A 20131-nucleotide genomic window follows, 5' to 3' on the forward strand; every position below is an offset into this window, starting at 1 on the left:
GTTCAGCCCGGTTCGTCGAGTGCGCGGTGAAGGTCGTCGCCATGACGCGCCAGCGCCGCAGCGGCTTCCTCGGGCGACAGGCCGCGCACCACCAGCACAGCCGGCTTTACGTGGAAGGCGGTCTTCTCCAGTGCGGCGCGGGCCGATGCCTCATCGCACTCCGCGACCTGCATCAGCATTTCGACGGCGCGCTGCACCAGCTTCTTGTTGGTCGGCTTCATATCGACCATGCGGCCACGGTAGACCTTGCCGAGGCGCATCATGACAGCGGTGGAGAAGAGGTTCATCGCAATCTTCTGGCTCGTGCCTGCGGCCATGCGCGTGGACCCGGCCAGGACTTCGCCACCGGTCTCGAGAAGCACGTCGCACTCGGCGTTTTCGAGAAGCGGGCTGCCGGGATTGTTGGCAATGCCGATGGTGAGCGCGCCACGCTCCCGCGCCGCCTCGATGGCCGCGCATGTGTACGGCGTGCTGCCACTGGCAGCCAGGCCGACCACCACGTCACGCGGGCCACAGTCGACACCGGCGATCTCGGCGCGGGCCGCATCCTCGTCGTCTTCCGCGCTTTCGCGCGCTTCGGCCACACTGATGCTGCCGCCGGCCAGAAGGAAAATGCAGCGCTCCTCCGGCCAGCCGAATGTCGGATAAAGCTCGACGGCATCCAGCATGCCCACACGGCCCGATGTACCCGCACCGACATAGATAAGCCGGCTATCAGGATCAACCAGGCGGCTGGCCGTTGCTTCAATGGCTGTTTCAAGCGCCGGCAGGGCGGCCCTGACCGCCTCCATTGCGGCCTGCTGACCGTCCAGCATGGCGGTGAGCATGTCGGCTGTCGCGAAGCGTTCAATGTCGCGATAGGCCTGGCTGGCGGTTTCCGTCGGTTTTGTCATGGCGAGCTCATCGGTTTCCGGTTTGCATGGCCCATGATAGACCAATCTAATACCAAATAGCTTATACAGGCTTTTTCTCCGGAATCCATTCCCTCTCTGCAAATCTCTTCGCAAATTCGGAAATTCGCCCCCAAACCCTGCAATCATTATGCTTCAAAAATAAGACAGTGTGGCCAGACGCAATGCCGGGCTTGCAAATCGGTATGGCCGGCTTCATAATTGGGCTTATATTGTTAAGACCAATTTTTTAATCGACAGGGAAACGCCAGACCCATGACCGACACCCGGCAGGACCAGGGAGAACCCATTGGCGCGTTTCTCGCACGCGACATGCAGGCCAGCGAAGCGGATGCGACCCCGCTTTACATCCGGCTCGCCAATGCAATTCGCCGCCTGATCGATGCGGGGACGCTGGAAGCCGGAACGGCCCTGCCCTCGGAGCGTATTCTGGCCGAGGCGACAGCGCTGTCACGCGTGACCGTGCGGCGGGGGATTGAGCTGCTGGTGCGGGAAGGCGTTCTGGAACAGCGCCGGGGGTCGGGCACCTATGTGCTGGAGCCGGCAGAGCGTTTCGAGCAGCCGCTGGCGGCGATCACCAGCTTCACCGAAGACATGCTCTCCTATGGCCGCAAGCCGGAAACACGCTGGCTGGCGCGCGAATACGCCAATCCGTCTGCCCAGGAAGCGATGGTGCTTGGCCTGTCGCCGGGCGACCGCGTGGTGCGGCTGCACCGGCTGCGGCTGGCCGATGCCCTGCCGCTCGCGGTGGAACTGGCCATCGTGCCGGCCGACCTTCTGCCCGATCTCTCAGCGCTCGGCACATCACTCTATGAAGCGCTGGCGCAGGCGGGCGCACGGCCGCACAAGGCCCTGCAACGCATGCATGCCTGCGCGCTGCCGGAGTTCGATGCGCGCCTGCTGGAGGCCGACGCCGGAGAGCCCGCGCTTTTTCTGGAGCGCATATCCCGCACGGCGGAGGGGCGCGTGGTCGAGTTCACGCGCTCCTATTTCAAGGGCGACAGGTTCGATTTCGTTGCCGAACTCAACCTGCAGCAGGAAACAGGCAGATAAAGCAATCCCAGGACAAGCGGGAACCGGTTTTCCGTCCGGAATTGCCAAAGACAGTGATGCTTCAGACCTTACAGGCGCTTCAAAGCGACTCGAGAAAGCGGACCAGATTGTCCCGGTCCTGCTTCGCCATTTCGACCACCCGGTCGCGCGCGGCCTGCGCCTCGCCCCCATGCCAGAGCACGGCTTCAAGCAGGGTGCGGGCGCGCCCGTCATGCAGGAAGGTCGCTTCCTCATTCACCGTGCCGGTGAGCCCGATGCCCCAGAGCGGCGGGGTGCGCCATTCATAGCCATCGGCAAGCCCTTCGGTCCGGTGATCGGCGAGGTCTTCACCCATGTCGTGCAAAAGCATGTCGGTATAGGGCCAGATCAGCTGGAACCTGAGCGCCGGATCGTCCACATCGCGACGCGTCACATATTTCGCACGATGGCAGGAGGCGCAGCCGCTTTCGTAAAACACTTTCTTGCCGGCGAGCACCTGCGGGTCGTCGACATCGCGACGGGCCGGAACGGCGAGATGGCTGGAATAGAAGGTGACGAGATCCAGCAGATCCTCGGGCACCTCTTCCGCGCCCAGCCGCTCCTGCGCACCGTGCGGCAGAGCCCGGCAGGCAGTCTGGGCTTCGGTGCAATCGCCCCAATGGTCGGGCGCGAGCGGCGATGAGAGCCCCATGTCGCCGGAGAAAGCGCCTGCGCTCTGCTCGGCAATGGTCGGCGCAATCGCCTTCCATCCGAAACGACCGAGACGCCACTCTCCCTGTGCATCGCGCACGCGGGCGGGCCGCCCGGAAATGCCATCGCCATCCTCGTCGTCCGGGTCCGCCCAGGCGAGGATATCAGCTTCGTGAACACTCTCCAGAAGTCCAAGGCCGATCATCGGCGGCGCAACGCGCGCCGACAGCATGAGATCATCACGGAACGGGCCGAAACCGGGCTCGGTGATGCCGAGCGCCGGCCGGCGCAGGGTGACGGTCTCGCCGCCCGCGAGCGCCACGGGCACATCCTCATAGGTGATCTGCACGCGGCCTTCGGGGTTGAGGCCGGCCACGGCGTGATCCTGAAGCTGCAGCCCGTACACGAGATCGGGCGCGGCATGCAGCCGCCCGTCGGCAATCGCCTCCTGCTGCTCCTTATTCGGCGGCACCGAAACGCGCACAAGCAGCGACACGGCGGAATCTTCAACCCGCGCCGGCGCATGGCCGCGCCCGTCCTTGATGTGGCACGACTGGCAGGCCCGCGCATTGAACAGCGGCCCCAGCCCGTCGGAGGCCTGCGTGGAAGCGGGCGACGACACCCAGTCCTTGCGGAACAGGCCGTTGCCCAAAAGGAAGCGCTCCAGCGCCTCGAATTCCAGATTGGCCGACGAATGGGAGAACGCATCGGCATTGATGCGCTTGGTGGAGGTTGCCGCGCCCGCGGCCATGCGCTCGAAGCGCTCCGCCTTTTCAAACTGCCCGGCGGGCTTCGTGACCTTTTCGACCCGGGCGCGATCCTTCTCCGTCAGGTCGTCGCGCGTTTCGGGCAGCGAACCTCCCGCATGGGCGGTCATGACAAGGGCTGAGAGAAGAACGAGGAGCGTCGTGCTGCGGGCAATCATGTTCATGGCGGAACTTGTTGGCTGTGTCGCCGGGCCGGCATGGCGGCCCGGCGGCAATTGGCTCTTATTCGAAAACGGCTTCCGGATTGTCGAGACTGTCGGAACCCTCAAGCTCGATCCCGGACAGGTCGAGCGCGACGATGACGCGTTCCAGCGAACGGGTCTGATCAACGAGACCGTCAATCGCCGCCTGAACGACCGCGTTGCCCTCTTCATTGCCCTGACCGATCATCTGGTCATAGGCCTCGCCGCCGTCGGCGCGCGCCTTCATCACGGCCATCGCTTCGAGCGTGGTGTCGAGCTTCGCCTTCACTTCATCGGCGAGGGCCGCATCCTTTTCCGACACCAGATCGGCGAGACCTGGCCCCTCGACCGTGGAACCGTCGACACGCTCATAGGCGCCGAAATAGACGTTCCGGATGCCAACGACATCGTAGTAATGGCTGTTGTGCGTGTTGTCGGAGAAGCAGTCATGCTCCTCCTCCGGGTCGTTCAGGAGCAGGCCGAGCTTCATGCGCTCGCCTGCCAGTTCGCCATAGGAGAGCGAGCCCAGACCGGTCAGCATCGCCGTCAGGCCCGCCTGCGGGTCCGCCATCACTTCGGCACGGGCTTCCCCTTCGGTTTCCCAGTTGGCGACCATCTCTTCGAGATCCGTGATCAGGAGATCGGCGGCAGCCTGAAGATACTGCGCGCGGCGCTCGCAATTGCCGCCGGTGCAGTTTTCCGTGTCGAAATCCGTGTAAGCACGTGTTCCCGCACCGGCGTCGGTGCCGTTCAGGTCCTGCCCCCAGAGAAGAAACTCGATGGCGTGGTAACCGGTGGCGACGTTGGCCTCGATGCCGCCAACCTCGTGCAGCGACGCGATCACCTCGGTGGTGATTTCGGTAACGTCGATATCCGTACCGCCAGCGCTTACCTTGTCATTGGCGATCACATTGACCGTGTAGAACTCGTTGGCGTCCGACTCCGTGCCATAGCTTGCATCGACATAGTCGATGAGGCCCTCGTCCAGAGGCCAGGCATTCACCTTGCCTTCCCACTCATCCACGATGGCGTTGCCAAAACGGAAGGCCTCGGTCTGCTGGTAGGGAACGCGTGAAGCGAGCCATGCCTCGCGGGCGGCAGCCATGGTCTCTTCCGACGGTGTTTCGACAAGCGCATTGATCGCCGTGCGCAGCTCTTTCGCCGTCTCGAGACTGTCCTGATAGGTCGCGAGAGCGATATCCGCGTAGGTCTCGACCACTTCCTGCGGTTCAGCGGCAATGGCCGGCGCTGCCATGACCGCCATGATTGCAGAGCCGAGCAGTAAACGACGTTTCATGAAGACTTCCCCTCTTCCAAACCTGAAAACAGGCGCTGCCATTGCCATCGACAACGGACGCGCACGGCCTCGTGGCCGCCACTCAATAATGTGGACTTAAATTATCAGGTTTAGAAAGGCAAGCCCGACGGGCGCATTGCGCGCCCGCTATTCCATGGCTTTCACCGCGATAACGGCATTGGTGCCACCGAAAGCAAAACCATTGCTGAGGGCGACGCGCACATCGCGCCTGCGCGCTTCATTGGGCGTGACGTCCAGATCGCATTCCGGGTCGGCTTCGCGATAGCCCGCCGTTGGCGGGACGATACCCTCCCGGATCGCCATGACGCAGGCGATGAGTTCCAGCGCGCCCGATGCGCCAAGGCAGTGAGCATGCATCGACTTGGTGGACGACACGGAAAGCTTCGAGGCATGTGCGCCGAACACGCGCTTGATCGCTTCGGTCTCAATGCGGTCATTGGCCTTGGTGCCTGTGCCATGCGCGTTGATGTAATCGACATCGGAGGGGGCGAGACCGGCCTCGTTCAGACAGGCCTGAAGCGCGGCGGAAGGCCCCTCGACCGTGGGGGCCACGATATCGGACGCATCGGCCGACATGCCGCCACCGGCCAGCTCGGCTAGAATGGTCGCGCCACGCGCCTGCGCATGTTCGAGCGTCTCGAGCACCACCATGCCCGCGCCTTCGCCCAGCACCAGACCATTGCGGTCGGCAGAGAACGGGCGGCAGGTTTCCGAAGCCAGAACGCGCAGCGCTTCCCAGCCCTTCAGAATGCCGTAGATCAGCGGCGCATCGGAGCCACCGGCAAGCATGACATCGGCACGACCGAGACGAAGCTGGTCTGCCGCCGAAAGGATCGCGTGGTTGGAAGACGCGCAGGCAGAGGTCGCGCCGAACACCGGGCCGCGCAGCCCGAGCGTCATGCTGACCTGTCCGGCAGCTGCACCGGGCATCACGCGCGGAACCGTGAAGATGCCCGTTCGCGGCTTCCCTTCCAGAAGGATCGCGCGATAGCTTTCCTCGATGGCTTCCCAGCCGCAGACACCGGTGCCGACCACGGCACCAACGCGGTGCGTATTGGCATCGTCCACGGCAAAGCCCGACTGGCTCATGGCCTCCTGCGCCGCAATGGATGCGAGCAGGCTGAAGCGGTCCATGGTGACGAGCCGCTTGCGGTCCAGACCGTGCTCCGGCAGCTGCTTGATCTCGGCGCCAATGCGCACTTTCAGTTCATGCAGCGGCGCCGTGGTGATGGGACCAATCGCCTGACGGCCCGCGCGCATGCCCGACCAGATGGCCGGGGCATCCGTTCCAAGCGCGCAAATGCCACCAATGCCCGTTATGACGATGCGTGGAGCTGTCATCTAGTTCTTGGAGTCCACCAGTTCGCGCACGGCGGCGACGATGTCCCTGACGGTCTCCATGCTTTCCCAGGCCTCGGCGGTGTTCATCTCCACTTCGATGTTGAACTCGTCTTCGACATCGAAAATGATCTCGGTGAGTTCGAGGGAGTGAATGCCAAGGTCGGCGAGCGGCGTATCGAGCGTTATCGTCTCGACCTCGTCCTGCGCATGGGTCTTGATCTTCTCAAGGATCGTCTTGCCGATCTCATCCGTGCTCAAACTGGTCTCAGCATTCATGAAGCGTCTCCTTGGACAACTTTTACGCAGGCTAGGATGCCATCGGGCAAGGCGTCCACGCTCAACTCTATAAAATCGCAGACATAAGAAACCAAAGCGTGTCCTGCGGCAAGAGTTTGCAGTGCAATTCCGCCGCGCATCACCGCGTCAGTTTTCGTTCACGCCACCCTTTACGAAAATGGTTACGGTGCCGTCCTCACCATAGTCCAGCGCGACCACATCGCGGACCTGGATGGAACGCGAATCCACCGCATGGAAGAACAGCGCACTGCCTTCGATGGCTTCACGCAGAATGGCGATTTCTTTCTCATGCTCGGCAATCGCCTTGGCGATGTCCTGCCCCTTCCTGTCCAGATCGGGCAGGAGAACGATATCCAGTTCTTCAAGCGAGAAGGTCTTGCGCACGCGCTCGGCATTCTGCGTCGTGATGCCGATTGCCGCGATGATGCGCTTGCTCGCCGTCTCCGGTTCGACTTCCTCGGTTTTCACCTCGGAGCCCACAATGGCATCGATTGCTTCTTCGCTCTTCAGCCCCTGCGCGAAAAGCGGAGACTGCAAAGCGATGACCATCGTCAATGCAAGTGCGGCTCGTAGCGGCATGGGCCGACATCCGATGTTCAAGGTCATGACTCAATCCTGTAGATTCGCCGCGCAGAAAACATGTTCTGCCAGAGAAGGCAACGGGCGGGGGCCGGGCAGGTTCCCTTACAACCGGGTCGCGTAATCCGAAACCAGCAGCCGACAGGGCTCCTCATCTTCCTCGATTTCGGAGAAGCGGGCGATCGGCTCTGCGAAGATGTTGTCCGTCACGTCATCATTGACGGTCGAGACCTCGCCGATCAGCACGTCCTCCCTCTCGCCCCAGAATGCATGCCAGACGCCCGGCAGAAGCGTGACGCTCTCGCCCGGCTCCAGACGCAGGACTCCGCCGGCATCCACGCGCCGCATCACGCCATCGGTCGGCACGCGCACGGGCGAGACACGGTCGATCCCGCCTTCCGGATCAGACCCGAAAAGCTCGATGCACAGCGTGCCGCCACCACGGTTGATGATGTCTTCGGCCTTGATCGCGTGGGTGTGCAGCGGCGCGAGCTGGTCACGCCGGGAGATCATGATCTTCTCGGCATAGAGCATGCCGCGGCCATGCTTCAAATCTTCCTGATTGCCGTTACGCACCGTGAAGAGAAAGAGGCCGCGCCGGTCGAAATCGCCAGCGCCATAGTCGGTGATGTCCCAGCCGAGCCGCGCATCGACAATGCCGTCGATTGCAGCGCGCCGGTGCTTCATCTCTTCCGGGGTCCAGTCGGCGAAGGGCGGCAGCACATAGCCGAAGGAGCGGATGAACTCTTCTCCCTGGCGCAGGATCTCGTTCACTCTCGAGCGCTTCACCGCAACCTCCCTCGTGCGAAACCGACTTGATGTGTGGTCGTAGCGCAAGCCCGGCATTCCGCCAAGGTGTTTTGCCCGGCCGGATCTTGCGTAACCCACTTGATCTTGCGCAACGCACCGGCCAGCCTCATCAATAGAATGCCCATCCTCAAACCGGCGTCGCACCGGACATGAAGCACAAACCGGGATCTCTCGATGTATCTGAACGCCGTTATCCTGCTGACCGTCGTCGCGGTGATGCTGGCGCTGTGGTCGCCGCGTCTCCATGGCCGGCCGACATGGAGGGCGATGACCACGCCGCTGGCCTCCATCATCGGCAGCGGGTTTCTCGTTCTGGGGCCAATCCTCAATTTCGCCTATGGCGTCAACGCGCCGCTCGTCATGCTGGCGCTGTGTCTGGGCGCGTATCTGTTCGGCGCGGCGATCCGCTACAATATGAGCATGCTGCAGGCGGAAGCGGGACGGCACGGCAGCAGGCTGGAAACGCTTCTGGAAACGACAGCCTCAGCGAGCCTCGGCTTCGCCTACATCATCTCGGTCGCCTATTATCTGAACCTGTTCGGCGCTTTCGGCGTGAGCCTGACCGAAGCCAACCAGCCAACGGATGCACGGCTTCTGACATCGGCCGTCTATGTGCTGATCCTGATGGTTGGCTGGACGCGCGGTTTCCGGGCGCTCGAAAAGATGGAGTACGCGTCCGTCGCGCTCAAGCTCGCCATCATTGCCGGCCTGCTGGTCGGTCTCGGCATCTTCTTCATCCAGCATGTGTCGGCGCATGACATGATCCTGCGCGCGCCAAGTGTGAGCGGCTGGCACGCCATCGCCCTTGCCTTCGGACTGATCGTGACGGTTCAGGGGTTTGAGACATCGCGCTATCTCGGCCGCGACTATGACACGCCGACGCTGATCCGCTCGATGAAGCTGGCGCAATGGATCTCGACCGGCATCTATATGAGCTACATCCTGCTGATCAGCTACACCTTCGACATCGACGGGCAACCGCTCACGGAAACGGCCATCATTGGCATGATGGCCGCCGTCGCGCCGATCCTCTCCGTGCTTCTGGTGGCAGCGGGACTGGCCGCGCAGTTCAGCGCGGCAGTGGCGGACACGAGCGGATCGGGCGGGCTTCTGACAGAGCTGACGCGCGGTCGGCTTACGCCCAGGCGGTCCTACGCCCTGCTTGTGGCGGTGGGCCTCGCTCTCACCTGGTCGGCGGATGTGTTCCACATCATCAGCTACGCGTCGCGGGCCTTCGCGCTTTACTACATGCTGCAGGCCGCACTTGCCGCAGCCAAGGCATGGCGTGATGCAAACAGCCCGTGGCGCGCGGCGGGGTTCGCCGCGCTGGCGCTGCTCGGCCTGGCGATCGTGGTTCTGGGGGTGCCGGTCGAGACGTAAGACCGGACCGGGATCAGAACGCCTTGAAGGTCAAAGTGGTGAGCGAACGGCGAATGCCGGGCACATTGGCGATGTTCTCGCTGACGAACTTGCCGATATCGACACCGTCATCGATGTAGACCTTCATGAGCAGGTCGTAATCGCCGCTCGTGGAGTAAAGCTCCGAGGCGATTTCGCGCTTGTAGAGTTCGTCGGCCACCTCATAGGTCTTGCCGGGTTTGCAGCGCAGTTGAACGAAGACAGGTCTCATAAGGGCTCCATGGAGCAAGTTCGAAACAGGGTCGGGCCAGACTTGGCCCATCGCGTTACGCTGTCAACAGACAGCGCACGATCTGATGGGATGAATCCGCGAGCCCGTCAATGACATCGAAATGATGGCGGTCGGGTTCTTCCACAGCAGCGGTCTGCGCACCAAGCCCGACCCAGACATTGGCGAGAAGCGCATTCTGGCGCAGGAACTCGCCCCGCTCCGAAGCGCCAACCCAGCAGGTTACGCGCACGCCAGGGATGGGCGCGAGCAGCGCCGGGCTTTCCGCCAGCGCCTCCTCTTGCGTGATCTTCAGCCCCTCATTCATCGCCGTCTTCATCATCGGGCGCAGATCATGCACGCCGGAGATCGACAGGACATGGCGAAGGCGCGCGCGCACATCCGCAGGCAGCGGTGAGGTCTCGCAGGCCATGCGCGAAGCAAGGTGGCCGCCCGCCGAATGGCCGGTCAGGACGAGCGGTCCATCGACGCGTCCGGAAGCGGCGGTGACCGCCGCGCCGATCTCGCGCACGATGCCGGAAATCGAGTTTTCGGGGCACAGCGTGTAGGACGGCATGGCCACCGCATAGCCGCTGTCGACCGCACCGGCGGCCAGATGCGACCAGAAGCTCTTGTCGAGTTTCAGCCAGAAACCGCCATGGATGAACACCACCAGACCGGCCGGCTTTCCTTCCGGCAGAAACAGGTCGAAGCGGTTGCGTGCGCCGTCGCCATAGGGAATGTCGAGCTCGGCCCGGCCAGCGGCCGAAAGCGCATCACGATAGGCCTGCGCCGGGGCTACCCAGGCATCCGGCCAGCGGTCGCCCTGCGGAATGTTGACGCCATTCGCATAGGCGTCATCCCAGTCCGAAACCTGACGATAGAACATGTTCAATTCTCCCTCCGCGCCGCCCTCCGCACATGGCAACAGGGCCTGCATAGCCGTGCCAGCCTCCACTGTCATCATTGCGGATCGTGATGTACACTGCGCCCAGACCGGACATATTTCAACCTTAAAATTTCATGCTTGAAATGTCGTCTGTCCGGTGCAATGCTCCAAGCTTACAAAGCCAGGCGTAGAGCAATCCTGGGAGGAAGGAGCTCGAGCATGAAAGTCGCAATTCTCGGCGGTGGTCCGGCGGGCCTCTATTTCGCAATCTCCATGAAGCTGCGCGATGCAGCCCACGACATCACGGTTTTCGAGCGCAACAAGCCCGATGACACGTTCGGCTGGGGCGTGGTTCTCTCTGACGAAACCCTCGACAATCTGGCGGAAAACGACCCCGTCAGCGCCGAGCGCATCCGCGAACATTTCGCCTATTGGGACGACATCGCCGTGGTGCACAAGGGCGTGCGCACGCTCTCCACGGGACACGGATTCTGCGGCATTGGCCGCATGCGCCTGCTCATTCTCTTGCAGGAGCGCGCCCGCGAACTCGGCATCAGGCTCGAATTCGAGACGGAGATCGACGATCCCCGCCCCTTCATGGCCGAATACGACATGGTGCTGGCCTCCGACGGCCTGAACTCGCGGACGCGAACCACCTTCGCCGACGTGTTCAAGCCCGACATCGACGTGCGCAAATGCAAGTTCGTCTGGCTTGGCACCCATCAGAAATTCGACGACGCCTTCACCTTCATCTTCGAGAAGACAGAGCATGGCTGGGTGTGGGCGCACGCCTACCAGTTCGATGACGAGACCGCGACTTTCATCGTGGAGTGCGGCCCGGAGACCTGGGAGAAGTTTGGCTTCGGCGAGATGAGCCAGCAGGATTCCATCGCCGTATGCGAGCGGATCTTCAAGGATCATCTGGGCGGCCACAAGCTGATGACCAACGCCAACCACATTCGTGGTTCGGCATGGATCAACTTCCCGCGCGTGCTGTGCGAACGCTGGTCGCATGAGAATATCGCGCTGATGGGCGATGCGGCGGCAAGCGCGCATTTCTCCATCGGCTCGGGCACCAAGCTGGCGCTCGAAAGCGCCATCGCGCTGGCTGAATATCTGCACACCGAACCGACGCTGAAAGAAGCCTTCGACAAATACGAAGACGCTCGGCGGCTGGAAGTGCTGCGCCTGCAGTCGGCGGCGCGCAACTCGCTGGAGTGGTTCGAGGAGGTGGAGCGCTATCTCGATCTCGACCCGGTGCAGTTCAACTATTCGCTGCTCACCCGCTCGCAGCGCATCAGCCATGAGAACCTGCGCCTGCGTGATCCCGAATGGCTTGCGGATGCGGAGACCTGGTTCCAGCAGCAGGCAGGCGCCGAGGACAATGCCGCCCGCGCGCCCATGTTCGCGCCCTACAAGCTGCGCGGCCTGACGCTGAAGAACCGCGTCGTCGTCTCGCCCATGGCTCAGTACAAGGCCGTCGACGGCTGCCCGACCGACTGGCACATGGTGCATTATTGCGAGCGCGCCAAGGGCGGCGCGGGTCTCGTCTATATCGAGATGACCTGTGTGAGCCCCGAGGGCCGCATCACGCCCGGCTGCCCCGGTTTCTACAAGCCGGAGCACGAAGCCGCTTGGACGCGCATCGTCGATTTCGTTCACCGTGAGACCGATGCGCGGATCTGCGCGCAGATCGGCCATTCGGGTCCCAAGGGCTCGACCCAACTCGGCTGGGAAGAGATGGACGCACCGCTGAAAGACGGCAACTGGCCACTCATGGCCGCCTCCGAAGTGGCATGGTCCGACGCGAACCAGACGCCGAAGGCGATGGACCGCGACGACATGGACGCGGTGCGCGACCAGTTCGTCGCTGCCGCCGGGATGGCGGAGCGCTGCGGGTTCGACATGCTCGAACTGCACTTTGCGCACGGCTATCTGCTGTCGTCCTTCATCTCGCCGATGACCAACAAGCGCACGGATGACTATGGCGGCAGCCTGGAAAACCGCATGCGCTATCCGCTGGAGATCTTCGCTGCGGTACGGGCCGCATGGCCGGAAGACAAGCCGATCTCGGTGCGCATCTCGGCCAATGACTGGGTGGGCGACGCAGGCGTGACCCCGGCCGAAGCCGTGGAGATTGCGCGCATGCTGCAGGAAGCCGGCGTCGACATCTGCGACGTCTCGGCGGGCCAGACCTCGAAACAGGCGCGCCCGGTTTATGGCCGCATGTTCCAGACCCCGTTCTCCGACCGCATCCGCAACGAGACCGGCATGGCGACCATGGCCGTCGGCAACATCTATGAGCCGGATCACGTCAACTCGATCCTGATGGCCGGCCGTGCAGACCTCGTCTGCCTCGCCCGTCCGCATCTGGCCGATCCCTACTGGACGCTGCATGCTGCGGCAACGCTGGGCGACAGGGGCGTGACCTGGCCCGATCCCTACCTGCCCGGCCGCGACCAGCTCTACCGGCTTGCCGAGCGGGCCGAGCAGATGACGGGGAAGGTGTGATCATGTTTTCCGAGCGCTGGCTCTGCCCCTCATCCTCACCTTCTCCCCGCGCACGGGGAGAAGGGGGCATCAACGTCGCCGCTTCGTCCTTCTCCCCGCCTGCGGAGAGAAGGTGCCGACAGGCGGATGAGGGGCATCGCCCGGCGTCAAGGAAAGGGCCGATACGATGACCGGTTCACGCCACGCACTTGTGACAGGCGGCGGAACGGGCGTCGGCGAGGCCGTGGCCCTTGCGCTCGCGGAAGCCGGCATCGATGTCACGATCTGCGGGCGGCGCGCCGAGCCGCTTGAAAAAGTGGCGACCCGGCACGAACGCATCCATGCGCTGACTGCCGACGTGACCGACGAAGCCTCGATGCAGGCGCTCTACGAGACGGCGGAAGCCGCGCGCGGCCCCTTCGACATCGTCATTGCCAATGCGGGCACGGCCTCCAGCGCGCCCGCCCATCGCACGAAGCTCGAAGACTGGAACCGCATCCTCGACGTCAACATGACCGGGGCGTTCCTGAGCGTGAAGCCAGCGCTTTCGCCCATGGCCAAGCGCGGCAATGGCCGCATCATCTTCATCGCGTCCGTGGCCGGCCTGAAGGGCTACGCCTATGTCGCGCCCTATGTTGCATCGAAGCATGGCGTCATCGGCCTGATGCGCGCACTCTCCGTCGAGCTGGTGAAGACCGGCGTGACGGTGAACGCGATCTGCCCCGGTTACGTGGAAACCGAGATGCTGGAAGAATCCATTCAGCGCGTGGTCGAGAAGACCGGGCGTAGCCACGAGGAAGCCCGCAAGGGGTTCGTCGAAGCCAATCCCCATGGCCGGCTGATTCAGCCCCGGGAAGTGGCCGCTGCTGCGCTTTGGCTCATCAGCCCCGAGGCCAATTCGGTCACCGGCCAGTCGATTTCCATCTCTGGAGGTGAAACATGGTAAGCGCTCCCCTCGCCGCTGTTCGCAGCGGCGCTCCGGCAAAGGAACGCCTGCGCCTGTGGATCAGAATTCTGCGCGCCTCGCGCCTGGTCGAGGCGGTTCTGCGCGAACGGCTCAAAGCCCGCTTCAACACCACGCTGCCGCGCTTCGATGTGCTGTCCGTGCTCGACCGCGCGCCCGAAGGCATGGCGATGAGCGACATTTCGCGCTTTCTTCTCGTGTCGAACGGCAATGTGACCGGGATCGTGGAACGGCTCGTCACCGACGGGCTCGCCTGCCGCACGAAGCGCGACGGCGACCGCCGCACCTCGATCATCAAGCTGACGCCGGCCGGCAAGGAAGCCTTCGCCGCCATGGCCGAAGCGCATGAGCGCTGGATCAACGAACTGCTCGGCAATCTGCCCGAGGAAGAAGCCCGGGCGCTGGCCGGCACACTCAAGACATTCGAAAGCAATTGGGAGGGCGGGGTATGAGCTCCATGGCGGGTTTAAAGCCGCAGCATTTCATCTGGCGGATGGAGGGCAATGTCGCGCTGATCCAGCTTGACCGGCCCGACCGCAAGAACCCGCTCACCTTCGAGTCCTATGCCGAGCTGCGCGATACGTTCCGCGCCCTCCCCTATGCAGATGACGTGGATGCGGTCGTGTTCCTGCCCAATGGCGGAAACTTCTGCTCGGGCGGCGATGTGCACGACATCATCGGCCCGCTGGTCGACATGGACATGAAGGGCCTGCTCGCCTTCACCCGCATGACCGGCGATCTGGTGAAGGCGATGATCGCCTGCAACAAGCCGATCATCTCCGCCATCGACGGCGTGGCGGTTGGCGCCGGCGCAATCATCGCCATGGCGTCCGACCTGCGGCTGGCGACACCGGAGGCGAAGGCCGCATTTCTGTTCACCCGCGTCGGGCTGGCAGGCTGCGACATGGGCGCATGCGCCATGCTCCCGCGCATCATCGGTCAGGGCCGTGCGGCGGAACTGCTCTACACCGGCCGCTCCATGAGTGCGGAGGAAGGCGAGCGCTGGGGCTTCTACAACAGGCTCGTCGCCGCCGACGCACTTGAAGCGGAGGCGCTGAACATGGCCGCGCGGATCGCCGCCGGACCGACCTTCGCGCATGGCATCACAAAGACGCAGCTCAATCAGGAATGGTCGATGGGTCTGGAACAGGCCATCGAGGCGGAAGCCCAGGCGCAGGCGATCTGCATGCAGACCCGGGATTTCGAGCGCGCCTACCGCGCGTTCGTCGCCAAGGAAAAACCGGTTTTTGAGGGGGATTGATGGCTGATCGTTCGTTTCTGGACTGGCCTTTCTTCGAGCAGCGCCACCGCGACTGGGCCGACAGGCTGGATGCGTGGTGCGCCAAAAACCTCCCCGTCGACCACAGCGACGTGGACGCCGCCTGCCGCGACCTCGTCGCCCGGCTTGGCGAAGCGGGTTTCCTGAAACCCACCGCAGTCGACACGGCCAATCCCGGCCCGCTCGACGTGCGCACATTATGCCTGACCCGTGAAACGCTGGCCCGTCATGACGGGCTGGCCGATTTCGCGTTCGCCATGCAGGGCCTCGGCACCGGGGCGATCAGCCTGTTCGGCACGCCGGAGCAGCAGCAATGGCTCGACAGGACGCGGGCGGGCAAGGCGCTCTCGGCTTTCGCCCTGTCGGAACCGCGCTCCGGTTCGGACGTGGCGAACATGGACATGGCCGCCACCCGGGACGGCGGCGACTATGTGCTGTCCGGCGAGAAGACCTGGATCTCCAATGGCGGGATCGCCGACCTCTACACCGTGTTTGCCCGCACCGGCGAAGCGCCGGGCGCAAGAGGCATCTCGGCCTTTCTCGTACCTGCCGACACGCCGGGGCTGGAGGTCGCGGAGCGCCTCGACGTGATCGCGCCGCATCCGCTGGCGCGGCTTGCCTTCAACGATGTGCGCGTGCCCGCCTCCGCCATGATCGGCAAGCCGGGCGATGGCTTCAAGATCGCCATGTCGGTGCTCGACGTGTTTCGCTCGACCGTGGGTTCGGCCGCACTCGGCTTCGCACGCCGCGCGCTTGATGAGACCCTGGAGCGGGCAGGCAGCCGCGAGCTTTTCGGTGCGCCGCTGTTCGACCTGCAGATGGTGCAGGGACATATCGCCGAGATGGCGCTCGACATCGACGCTGCAGCACTCCTCATCTACCGCGCAGCCTGGACCAAGGACATGGGCGCACCGCGCGTCACCCGCGAGGCGGCAATGGCCAAGCTGTTCGCCACCGACCGGGCGCAGGAGGTGATCGACAAGGCAGTGCAGATACATGGCGGCGACGGTGTGCGCCGCGGACACATTGTGGAGAGCCTGTACCGGGAGATCAGGGCGCTCCGCATTTATGAGGGCGCATCAGACGTCCAGAAAGTCGTGATCGCACGGCAAACGATGAAATAGGGAGGAAACATGCTCGGACCGACAGGTCATACCGACACCTTTGCGCGGGACAATCTCCCGCCGGAAGACCAATGGCCGGCCTTCCTTCTCGATGGCTTTGACTACCCCGAATATCTGAACGCCGGCGTCGAGCTGACCGACCGCCTGGTCGAGCGCGGTTTCGGCGATCATGTGGCGCTGATCGGCAATGGACGCCGCCGCACCTACAAGGAACTGGCGGACTGGACGAGCCGCCTTGCCAATGCGCTGGTCGAGGATTACGGCGTCAAGCCGGGCAATCGCATCCTGATCCGCTCGGCCAACAATCCGGCCATGGTGGCCTGCTGGCTCGCCGCCACCAAGGCGGGCGCGGTTGTGGTCAACACCATGCCGATGCTGCGCGCGGGCGAGCTGGCCAAGATCGTCGACAAGGCCGAGATCGAGCTGGCGCTGTGCGACACGCGCATCAAGGACGAGCTGGTGGCCTGCGCCAAGGAAAGCCGCTTCCTCAAGAAGGTGGTGGGCTTTGACGGCACGGCCAATTTCGATGCCGAGCTGGATCGCATCGCGCTCGACAAGCCGGTCACGTTCGACGCGGTGAAGACGGGCCGTGACGATGTCGCGCTTCTGGGGTTCACCTCCGGCACCACCGGCATCCCCAAGGCCACCATGCACTTCCACCGCGATCTGCTGATCATCGCCGACGCCTATGCGAAGGAAGTGCTTCAGGTCACGCCGGACGACGTGTTCGTCGGATCGCCCCCGCTTGCCTTCACCTTCGGGCTTGGTGGTCTGGCGATCTTCCCGCTGCGTTTCGGCGCAACGGCGACGCTTCTTGAAAGCGCCACCCCGCCCAACATGATCGAGATCATCGAGAAGTACCGCGCGACGGTGAGCTTCACCGCGCCCACCGCCTACCGCGCCATGATGGCGGCGATGGACGAAGGGGCGGACCTTTCCTCGCTGCGCGTTGCCGTTTCGGCAGGCGAGACCCTGCCGGGACCGGTATTCGAGGCATGGACGGAGAAGACCGGAAAGCCGATCCTCGATGGCATCGGCGCAACCGAGATGCTGCACATCTTCATCTCCAACCGGTTCGACGACCGGCACCCGGCAACCACGGGTCGCCCGGTGACCGGCTATGAAGCGCGAATCGTGGACGAGGACATGAACGAGCTGCCGCGCGGCGAAACCGGCCGGCTGGCCGTGCGCGGCCCGACCGGCTGCCGCTATCTCGCCGACGAACGGCAGAAAGAGTATGTGCGCGCCGGCTGGAACCTGACGGGCGACAGCTTCTATCAGGATGAGGAGGGCCGCTTCCATTTCGCCGCCCGCTCCGATGACATGATCCTTTCCTCCGGCTACAACATCGCCGGCCCCGAGGTTGAAGCGGCATTACTCGCCCATTCCGAGGTGCTGGAATGCGCCGTGATCGGCGCGCCGAACGAGGAACGCGGGCAGATCGTTGAAGCGCATGTGGTGCTGGCCGAGGGTGTGGCCCGCGACGAAGCAACGGCGAAACGCCTGCAGGACCACGTGAAGGCGGTGATCGCGCCCTACAAATATCCGCGCTCGATCAGGTTTCTCGATGCTCTGCCAAAAACAGAGACGGGCAAGATCCAGCGTTTCCGCTTGAGAGAGACAGACTGAACCATGGCCAGCCAACCGGAACTCGATGACGACAACGCGGCGGACATCAAGCCGCCCATGTCCTACAGCGACTATCTGCATCTGGAGAAGATCCTCGATGCGCAGGAGCCTCTGTCTCCGGCGCGTGACGAGCTGCTTTTCATCATCCAGCACCAGACATCCGAACTCTGGATGAAGCTCGCCATCACCGAGATCCGGTCGGCGCGCGCCGCCATCGCCGATGACCAGCTGCGCCCTGCCTTCAAGATGCTGACCCGCGTGGCCCGCATCTTCGAGCAGCTCAACAGCGCATGGGACGTGCTGCGCACCATGACGCCGAGCGAATACTCCATGTTCCGCGATGCGCTTGGCCAGTCCTCGGGCTTCCAGTCGTGGCAGTACCGCTCCATCGAGTTCCTGGCCGGCAACCGCAACCTGGCGATGCTCAAACCCCATTCGGACCTGCCGCAGATCACGGCGCGTCTTGAGGAGATCCTCGCCGAGCCGAGCCTTTACGACGAGGCGCTGCGGCTTCTGGAGCGCAATGGCTTCGACATCGGCGCTGACGCCGGACGCACCGACTGGCGCACAAGGCGCGAGGCCAACGACCAGGTGCAGAAGGCCTGGAAGGCCGTCTACTCAAAGCCCGACGAGCACTGGGCGCTTTACGAACTCGCCGAAAAACTGATCGACTTCGAGGACTATTTCCGCCGCTGGCGCTTCAACCATGTGACGACGGTGGAACGCATCATCGGCCTGAAGCGCGGCACGGGCGGCACGTCCGGCGTTTCCTATTTGCGCAAGATGCTGGATGTGGAACTATTCCCCGAGCTCTGGCGTGTCCGCACGGACATGTAGCCTGAGAAACGGGTGACAAAGCCGAAAATAACGGCAACTAATAACCTGGGAACCATTGGGAGACACTTCATGAAAAAGCTTATTGCAGCGAGCCTGTTTGCCCTGTCGGCAAGCGTTGCCGGCAACGCCTTTGCCGAGCCGGTCAAGATCGGCATGATCACCACGCTTTCCGGCGGCGGCGCAGGACTGGGCATCGACGCCCGCGACGGCTTCATGCTGGCGATCGAACAGTCCGGCAACAAGGACATCGAGGTCATCACCGAAGATGATGCGCGCAAGCCGGAACTTGCCGTGCAGATTGCGGACAAGATGATCCAGAGCGACAAGGTGGACCTGATGACGGGCATCATCTGGTCGAACCTGGCCATGGCCGTCGTGCCGTCGGCAACGGCGCAGGATGTGATTTACCTGTCGGTCAATGCCGGCCCCTCTGCTCTTGCCGGCGCTGGCTGCAGCCCAAACTATTTCAACGTCGCCTACCAGAACGACAATTTCCACGAAGCGATGGGCGAGGCCGCCAACAAGGACTTCAAGAAGACCTTCATCATGGCCCCCAACTACCCGGCCGGCAAGGACTCGCTCACCGGCTTCAAGCGCTTCTACAAGGGTGAGCTCGCCGGCGAGGTCTACACCAAGCTCGGACAGACGGACTATGCCGCCGAGATCGCACAGATCCGCGCATCGGATGCAGACTCGGTGTTCATCTTCCTGCCGGGCGGCATGGGCGTCGCCTTCACCAAGCAGTATGCGCAGTCGGGCGTCGACCTGCCGCTGATGGGGCCTGCCTTCTCGTTCAGCCAGGACGTTCTGCCGGCAATCGGCGACGCGGCGCTTGGCGTGAAGAACTCGGCATCGTGGGCCTATGACCTCGACAATGAAGCCAACAAGACCTTCGTCGAGGGCTTCAAGGAAGCCTATGGCCGCCTGCCCTCCGTCTACGCGGCGCAGGCCTATGACACGGCGAACCTGATCCTCTCCGCCGCCGGCAAGGCAAGCGTGAAGGACAAGGATGCGTTCCGTGCAGCGCTGAAGGAAGCGGATTTCGATTCGGTTCGCGGCAAGTTCTCCTTCAACAGCAACAACCACCCGATCCAGAACTTCTATGTCCGCGAGGTGGTGAAGGACGGTGACACGCTGACCAACAAGATCGTTTCCACGGCGTTCACCGACCATCAGGACGCCTACGCGGCCGAGTGCAAAATGTAGGACAGCTTCCTTCTCCCCGCTGGCGGGGAGAAGGTGCCGGCAGGCGGATGAGGGGCGGGCGCCAGTCTTTGCAGATCATGGCGCAGCCCCTCACCCTCACCCTCTCCCGGTGAACAGGGAGAGGGAGACGTCCACGCAGCGCTCCACCTCNGGCGCCAG

General features: G+C 63.4%; 19 protein-coding genes. 10 read left to right on the top strand and 9 right to left on the bottom strand.

The features are described 5' to 3' along the window. Window positions 1-2 precede the first annotated feature (2 nt). The gene (locus tag NDI72_RS12490) at window positions 3-893 is read right to left on the bottom strand and encodes an N-acetylmuramic acid 6-phosphate etherase (protein ID WP_283800604.1); all 891 of its coding nucleotides are present in this window, start codon (window positions 891-893) and stop codon (window positions 3-5) included. 273 nt (window positions 894-1166) lie between these two features. Between NDI72_RS12490 and NDI72_RS12495 the strand changes: the two genes are divergently transcribed. After that, on the top strand, window positions 1167-1964 hold the full coding sequence (locus NDI72_RS12495) for a GntR family transcriptional regulator (protein ID WP_206548049.1): 798 nt from the start codon (window positions 1167-1169) through the stop codon (window positions 1962-1964). A 79-nt stretch (window positions 1965-2043) separates the two neighbouring features. Here the strand turns inward: NDI72_RS12495 and NDI72_RS12500 are convergent, their stop codons facing one another. The 6 genes from NDI72_RS12500 to NDI72_RS12525 all read right to left on the bottom strand — a co-directional run bounded on the left by NDI72_RS12500 (window position 2044) and on the right by NDI72_RS12525 (window position 7906). Next, window positions 2044-3564, bottom strand: coding sequence for a di-heme oxidoreductase family protein (locus NDI72_RS12500; protein WP_283800605.1), 1521 nt, complete (start codon window positions 3562-3564; stop codon window positions 2044-2046). A 58-nt stretch (window positions 3565-3622) separates the two neighbouring features. Continuing rightward, window positions 3623-4879, bottom strand: coding sequence for an imelysin family protein (locus NDI72_RS12505; protein ID WP_283800606.1), 1257 nt, complete (start codon window positions 4877-4879; stop codon window positions 3623-3625). A gap of 147 nt (window positions 4880-5026) precedes the next feature. Beyond that, window positions 5027-6241, bottom strand: coding sequence for a beta-ketoacyl-[acyl-carrier-protein] synthase family protein (locus NDI72_RS12510; protein ID WP_206545620.1), 1215 nt, complete (start codon window positions 6239-6241; stop codon window positions 5027-5029). Next, window positions 6242-6517: an acyl carrier protein gene (locus NDI72_RS12515; RefSeq protein ID WP_113153557.1), complete on the bottom strand. Its 276-nt coding sequence runs from the start codon at window positions 6515-6517 to the stop codon at window positions 6242-6244. It lies immediately after the preceding gene. Window positions 6518-6664: 147 nt separating this feature from the next. Next, window positions 6665-7117 (bottom strand): hypothetical protein, encoded by a 453-nt coding sequence (locus tag NDI72_RS12520; RefSeq protein WP_224873570.1) that lies wholly within the window; start codon window positions 7115-7117, stop codon window positions 6665-6667. Between the two features lie 105 nt (window positions 7118-7222). Then, window positions 7223-7906 carry a D-lyxose/D-mannose family sugar isomerase gene (locus tag NDI72_RS12525; protein ID WP_206548052.1) on the bottom strand — a complete coding sequence of 228 codons (684 nt, stop codon included), beginning with the start codon at window positions 7904-7906 and terminating at the stop codon, window positions 7223-7225. Window positions 7907-8101: 195 nt separating this feature from the next. On the opposite strand from NDI72_RS12525, the gene NDI72_RS12530 reads away from it, so the two are divergent. Continuing rightward, window positions 8102-9307 (top strand): Aq_097 family APC-type transporter, encoded by a 1206-nt coding sequence (locus NDI72_RS12530; RefSeq protein WP_283800607.1) that lies wholly within the window; start codon window positions 8102-8104, stop codon window positions 9305-9307. A gap of 13 nt (window positions 9308-9320) precedes the next feature. Here the strand turns inward: NDI72_RS12530 and NDI72_RS12535 are convergent, their stop codons facing one another. Beyond that, window positions 9321-9557 carry an Lrp/AsnC ligand binding domain-containing protein gene (locus tag NDI72_RS12535; protein ID WP_007010700.1) on the bottom strand — a complete coding sequence of 79 codons (237 nt, stop codon included), beginning with the start codon at window positions 9555-9557 and terminating at the stop codon, window positions 9321-9323. 55 nt (window positions 9558-9612) lie between these two features. Further along, window positions 9613-10443, bottom strand: a complete 831-nt coding sequence (locus NDI72_RS12540) for a hormone-sensitive lipase (RefSeq protein WP_283800608.1) — start codon at window positions 10441-10443, stop codon at window positions 9613-9615. Between the two features lie 219 nt (window positions 10444-10662). Between NDI72_RS12540 and NDI72_RS12545 the strand changes: the two genes are divergently transcribed. The 8 genes from NDI72_RS12545 to NDI72_RS12580 all read left to right on the top strand — a co-directional run bounded on the left by NDI72_RS12545 (window position 10663) and on the right by NDI72_RS12580 (window position 19972). Then, a complete protein-coding gene (locus tag NDI72_RS12545) occupies window positions 10663-12954 on the top strand; it encodes a bifunctional salicylyl-CoA 5-hydroxylase/oxidoreductase (RefSeq protein ID WP_283800609.1) in 2292 nt (763 codons plus the stop codon). Between the two features lie 166 nt (window positions 12955-13120). Continuing rightward, complete coding sequence (locus NDI72_RS12550; RefSeq protein WP_283800610.1) at window positions 13121-13879, top strand: SDR family NAD(P)-dependent oxidoreductase; 759 nt, start codon at window positions 13121-13123, stop codon at window positions 13877-13879. Next, entirely contained in the window at window positions 13873-14349 is a 477-nt protein-coding gene (locus NDI72_RS12555; RefSeq protein ID WP_113153565.1) for a MarR family winged helix-turn-helix transcriptional regulator, read from the top strand. The genes NDI72_RS12550 and NDI72_RS12555 overlap by 7 nt, the downstream gene beginning before the upstream one ends. Then, a complete protein-coding gene (locus NDI72_RS12560) occupies window positions 14346-15158 on the top strand; it encodes an enoyl-CoA hydratase family protein (protein WP_113153566.1) in 813 nt (270 codons plus the stop codon). The genes NDI72_RS12555 and NDI72_RS12560 overlap by 4 nt, the downstream gene beginning before the upstream one ends. Beyond that, window positions 15158-16300, top strand: a complete 1143-nt coding sequence (locus NDI72_RS12565; protein WP_283800611.1) for an acyl-CoA dehydrogenase family protein — start codon at window positions 15158-15160, stop codon at window positions 16298-16300. The genes NDI72_RS12560 and NDI72_RS12565 overlap by 1 nt, the downstream gene beginning before the upstream one ends. A gap of 9 nt (window positions 16301-16309) precedes the next feature. After that, window positions 16310-17929 carry an AMP-binding protein gene (locus NDI72_RS12570; RefSeq protein ID WP_283800612.1) on the top strand — a complete coding sequence of 540 codons (1620 nt, stop codon included), beginning with the start codon at window positions 16310-16312 and terminating at the stop codon, window positions 17927-17929. A gap of 3 nt (window positions 17930-17932) precedes the next feature. After that, on the top strand, window positions 17933-18766 hold the full coding sequence (gene kynA / locus NDI72_RS12575) for a tryptophan 2,3-dioxygenase (protein ID WP_113153569.1): 834 nt from the start codon (window positions 17933-17935) through the stop codon (window positions 18764-18766). Between the two features lie 69 nt (window positions 18767-18835). Then, on the top strand, window positions 18836-19972 hold the full coding sequence (locus NDI72_RS12580) for an ABC transporter substrate-binding protein (protein ID WP_283800613.1): 1137 nt from the start codon (window positions 18836-18838) through the stop codon (window positions 19970-19972). Window positions 19973-20131 lie beyond the last annotated feature (159 nt).

Source organism: Nitratireductor sp. GZWM139 (genome assembly GCF_030068685.1).
GTDB lineage: Bacteria > Pseudomonadota > Alphaproteobacteria > Rhizobiales > Rhizobiaceae > Nitratireductor > Nitratireductor aquimarinus.

Coding starts and splice junctions, on each gene's coding strand:
- NDI72_RS12500 (WP_283800605.1), bottom strand. CDS start 3,564: ATGAACATGATTGCCCGCAGCACGACGCTCCTCGTTCTTCTCTCAGCC.
- NDI72_RS12540 (WP_283800608.1), bottom strand. CDS start 10,443: ATGTTCTATCGTCAGGTTTCGGACTGGGATGACGCCTATGCGAATGGC.
- NDI72_RS12505 (WP_283800606.1), bottom strand. CDS start 4,879: ATGAAACGTCGTTTACTGCTCGGCTCTGCAATCATGGCGGTCATGGCA.
- NDI72_RS12530 (WP_283800607.1), top strand. CDS start 8,102: ATGTATCTGAACGCCGTTATCCTGCTGACCGTCGTCGCGGTGATGCTG.
- NDI72_RS12510 (WP_206545620.1), bottom strand. CDS start 6,241: ATGACAGCTCCACGCATCGTCATAACGGGCATTGGTGGCATTTGCGCG.
- NDI72_RS12515 (WP_113153557.1), bottom strand. CDS start 6,517: ATGAATGCTGAGACCAGTTTGAGCACGGATGAGATCGGCAAGACGATC.
- NDI72_RS12555 (WP_113153565.1), top strand. CDS start 13,873: ATGGTAAGCGCTCCCCTCGCCGCTGTTCGCAGCGGCGCTCCGGCAAAG.
- NDI72_RS12560 (WP_113153566.1), top strand. CDS start 14,346: ATGAGCTCCATGGCGGGTTTAAAGCCGCAGCATTTCATCTGGCGGATG.
- NDI72_RS12545 (WP_283800609.1), top strand. CDS start 10,663: ATGAAAGTCGCAATTCTCGGCGGTGGTCCGGCGGGCCTCTATTTCGCA.
- NDI72_RS12550 (WP_283800610.1), top strand. CDS start 13,121: ATGACCGGTTCACGCCACGCACTTGTGACAGGCGGCGGAACGGGCGTC.
- kynA (WP_113153569.1), top strand. CDS start 17,933: ATGGCCAGCCAACCGGAACTCGATGACGACAACGCGGCGGACATCAAG.
- NDI72_RS12580 (WP_283800613.1), top strand. CDS start 18,836: ATGAAAAAGCTTATTGCAGCGAGCCTGTTTGCCCTGTCGGCAAGCGTT.
- NDI72_RS12565 (WP_283800611.1), top strand. CDS start 15,158: ATGGCTGATCGTTCGTTTCTGGACTGGCCTTTCTTCGAGCAGCGCCAC.
- NDI72_RS12495 (WP_206548049.1), top strand. CDS start 1,167: ATGACCGACACCCGGCAGGACCAGGGAGAACCCATTGGCGCGTTTCTC.
- NDI72_RS12520 (WP_224873570.1), bottom strand. CDS start 7,117: ATGCCGCTACGAGCCGCACTTGCATTGACGATGGTCATCGCTTTGCAG.
- NDI72_RS12490 (WP_283800604.1), bottom strand. CDS start 893: ATGACAAAACCGACGGAAACCGCCAGCCAGGCCTATCGCGACATTGAA.
- NDI72_RS12570 (WP_283800612.1), top strand. CDS start 16,310: ATGCTCGGACCGACAGGTCATACCGACACCTTTGCGCGGGACAATCTC.
- NDI72_RS12535 (WP_007010700.1), bottom strand. CDS start 9,557: ATGAGACCTGTCTTCGTTCAACTGCGCTGCAAACCCGGCAAGACCTAT.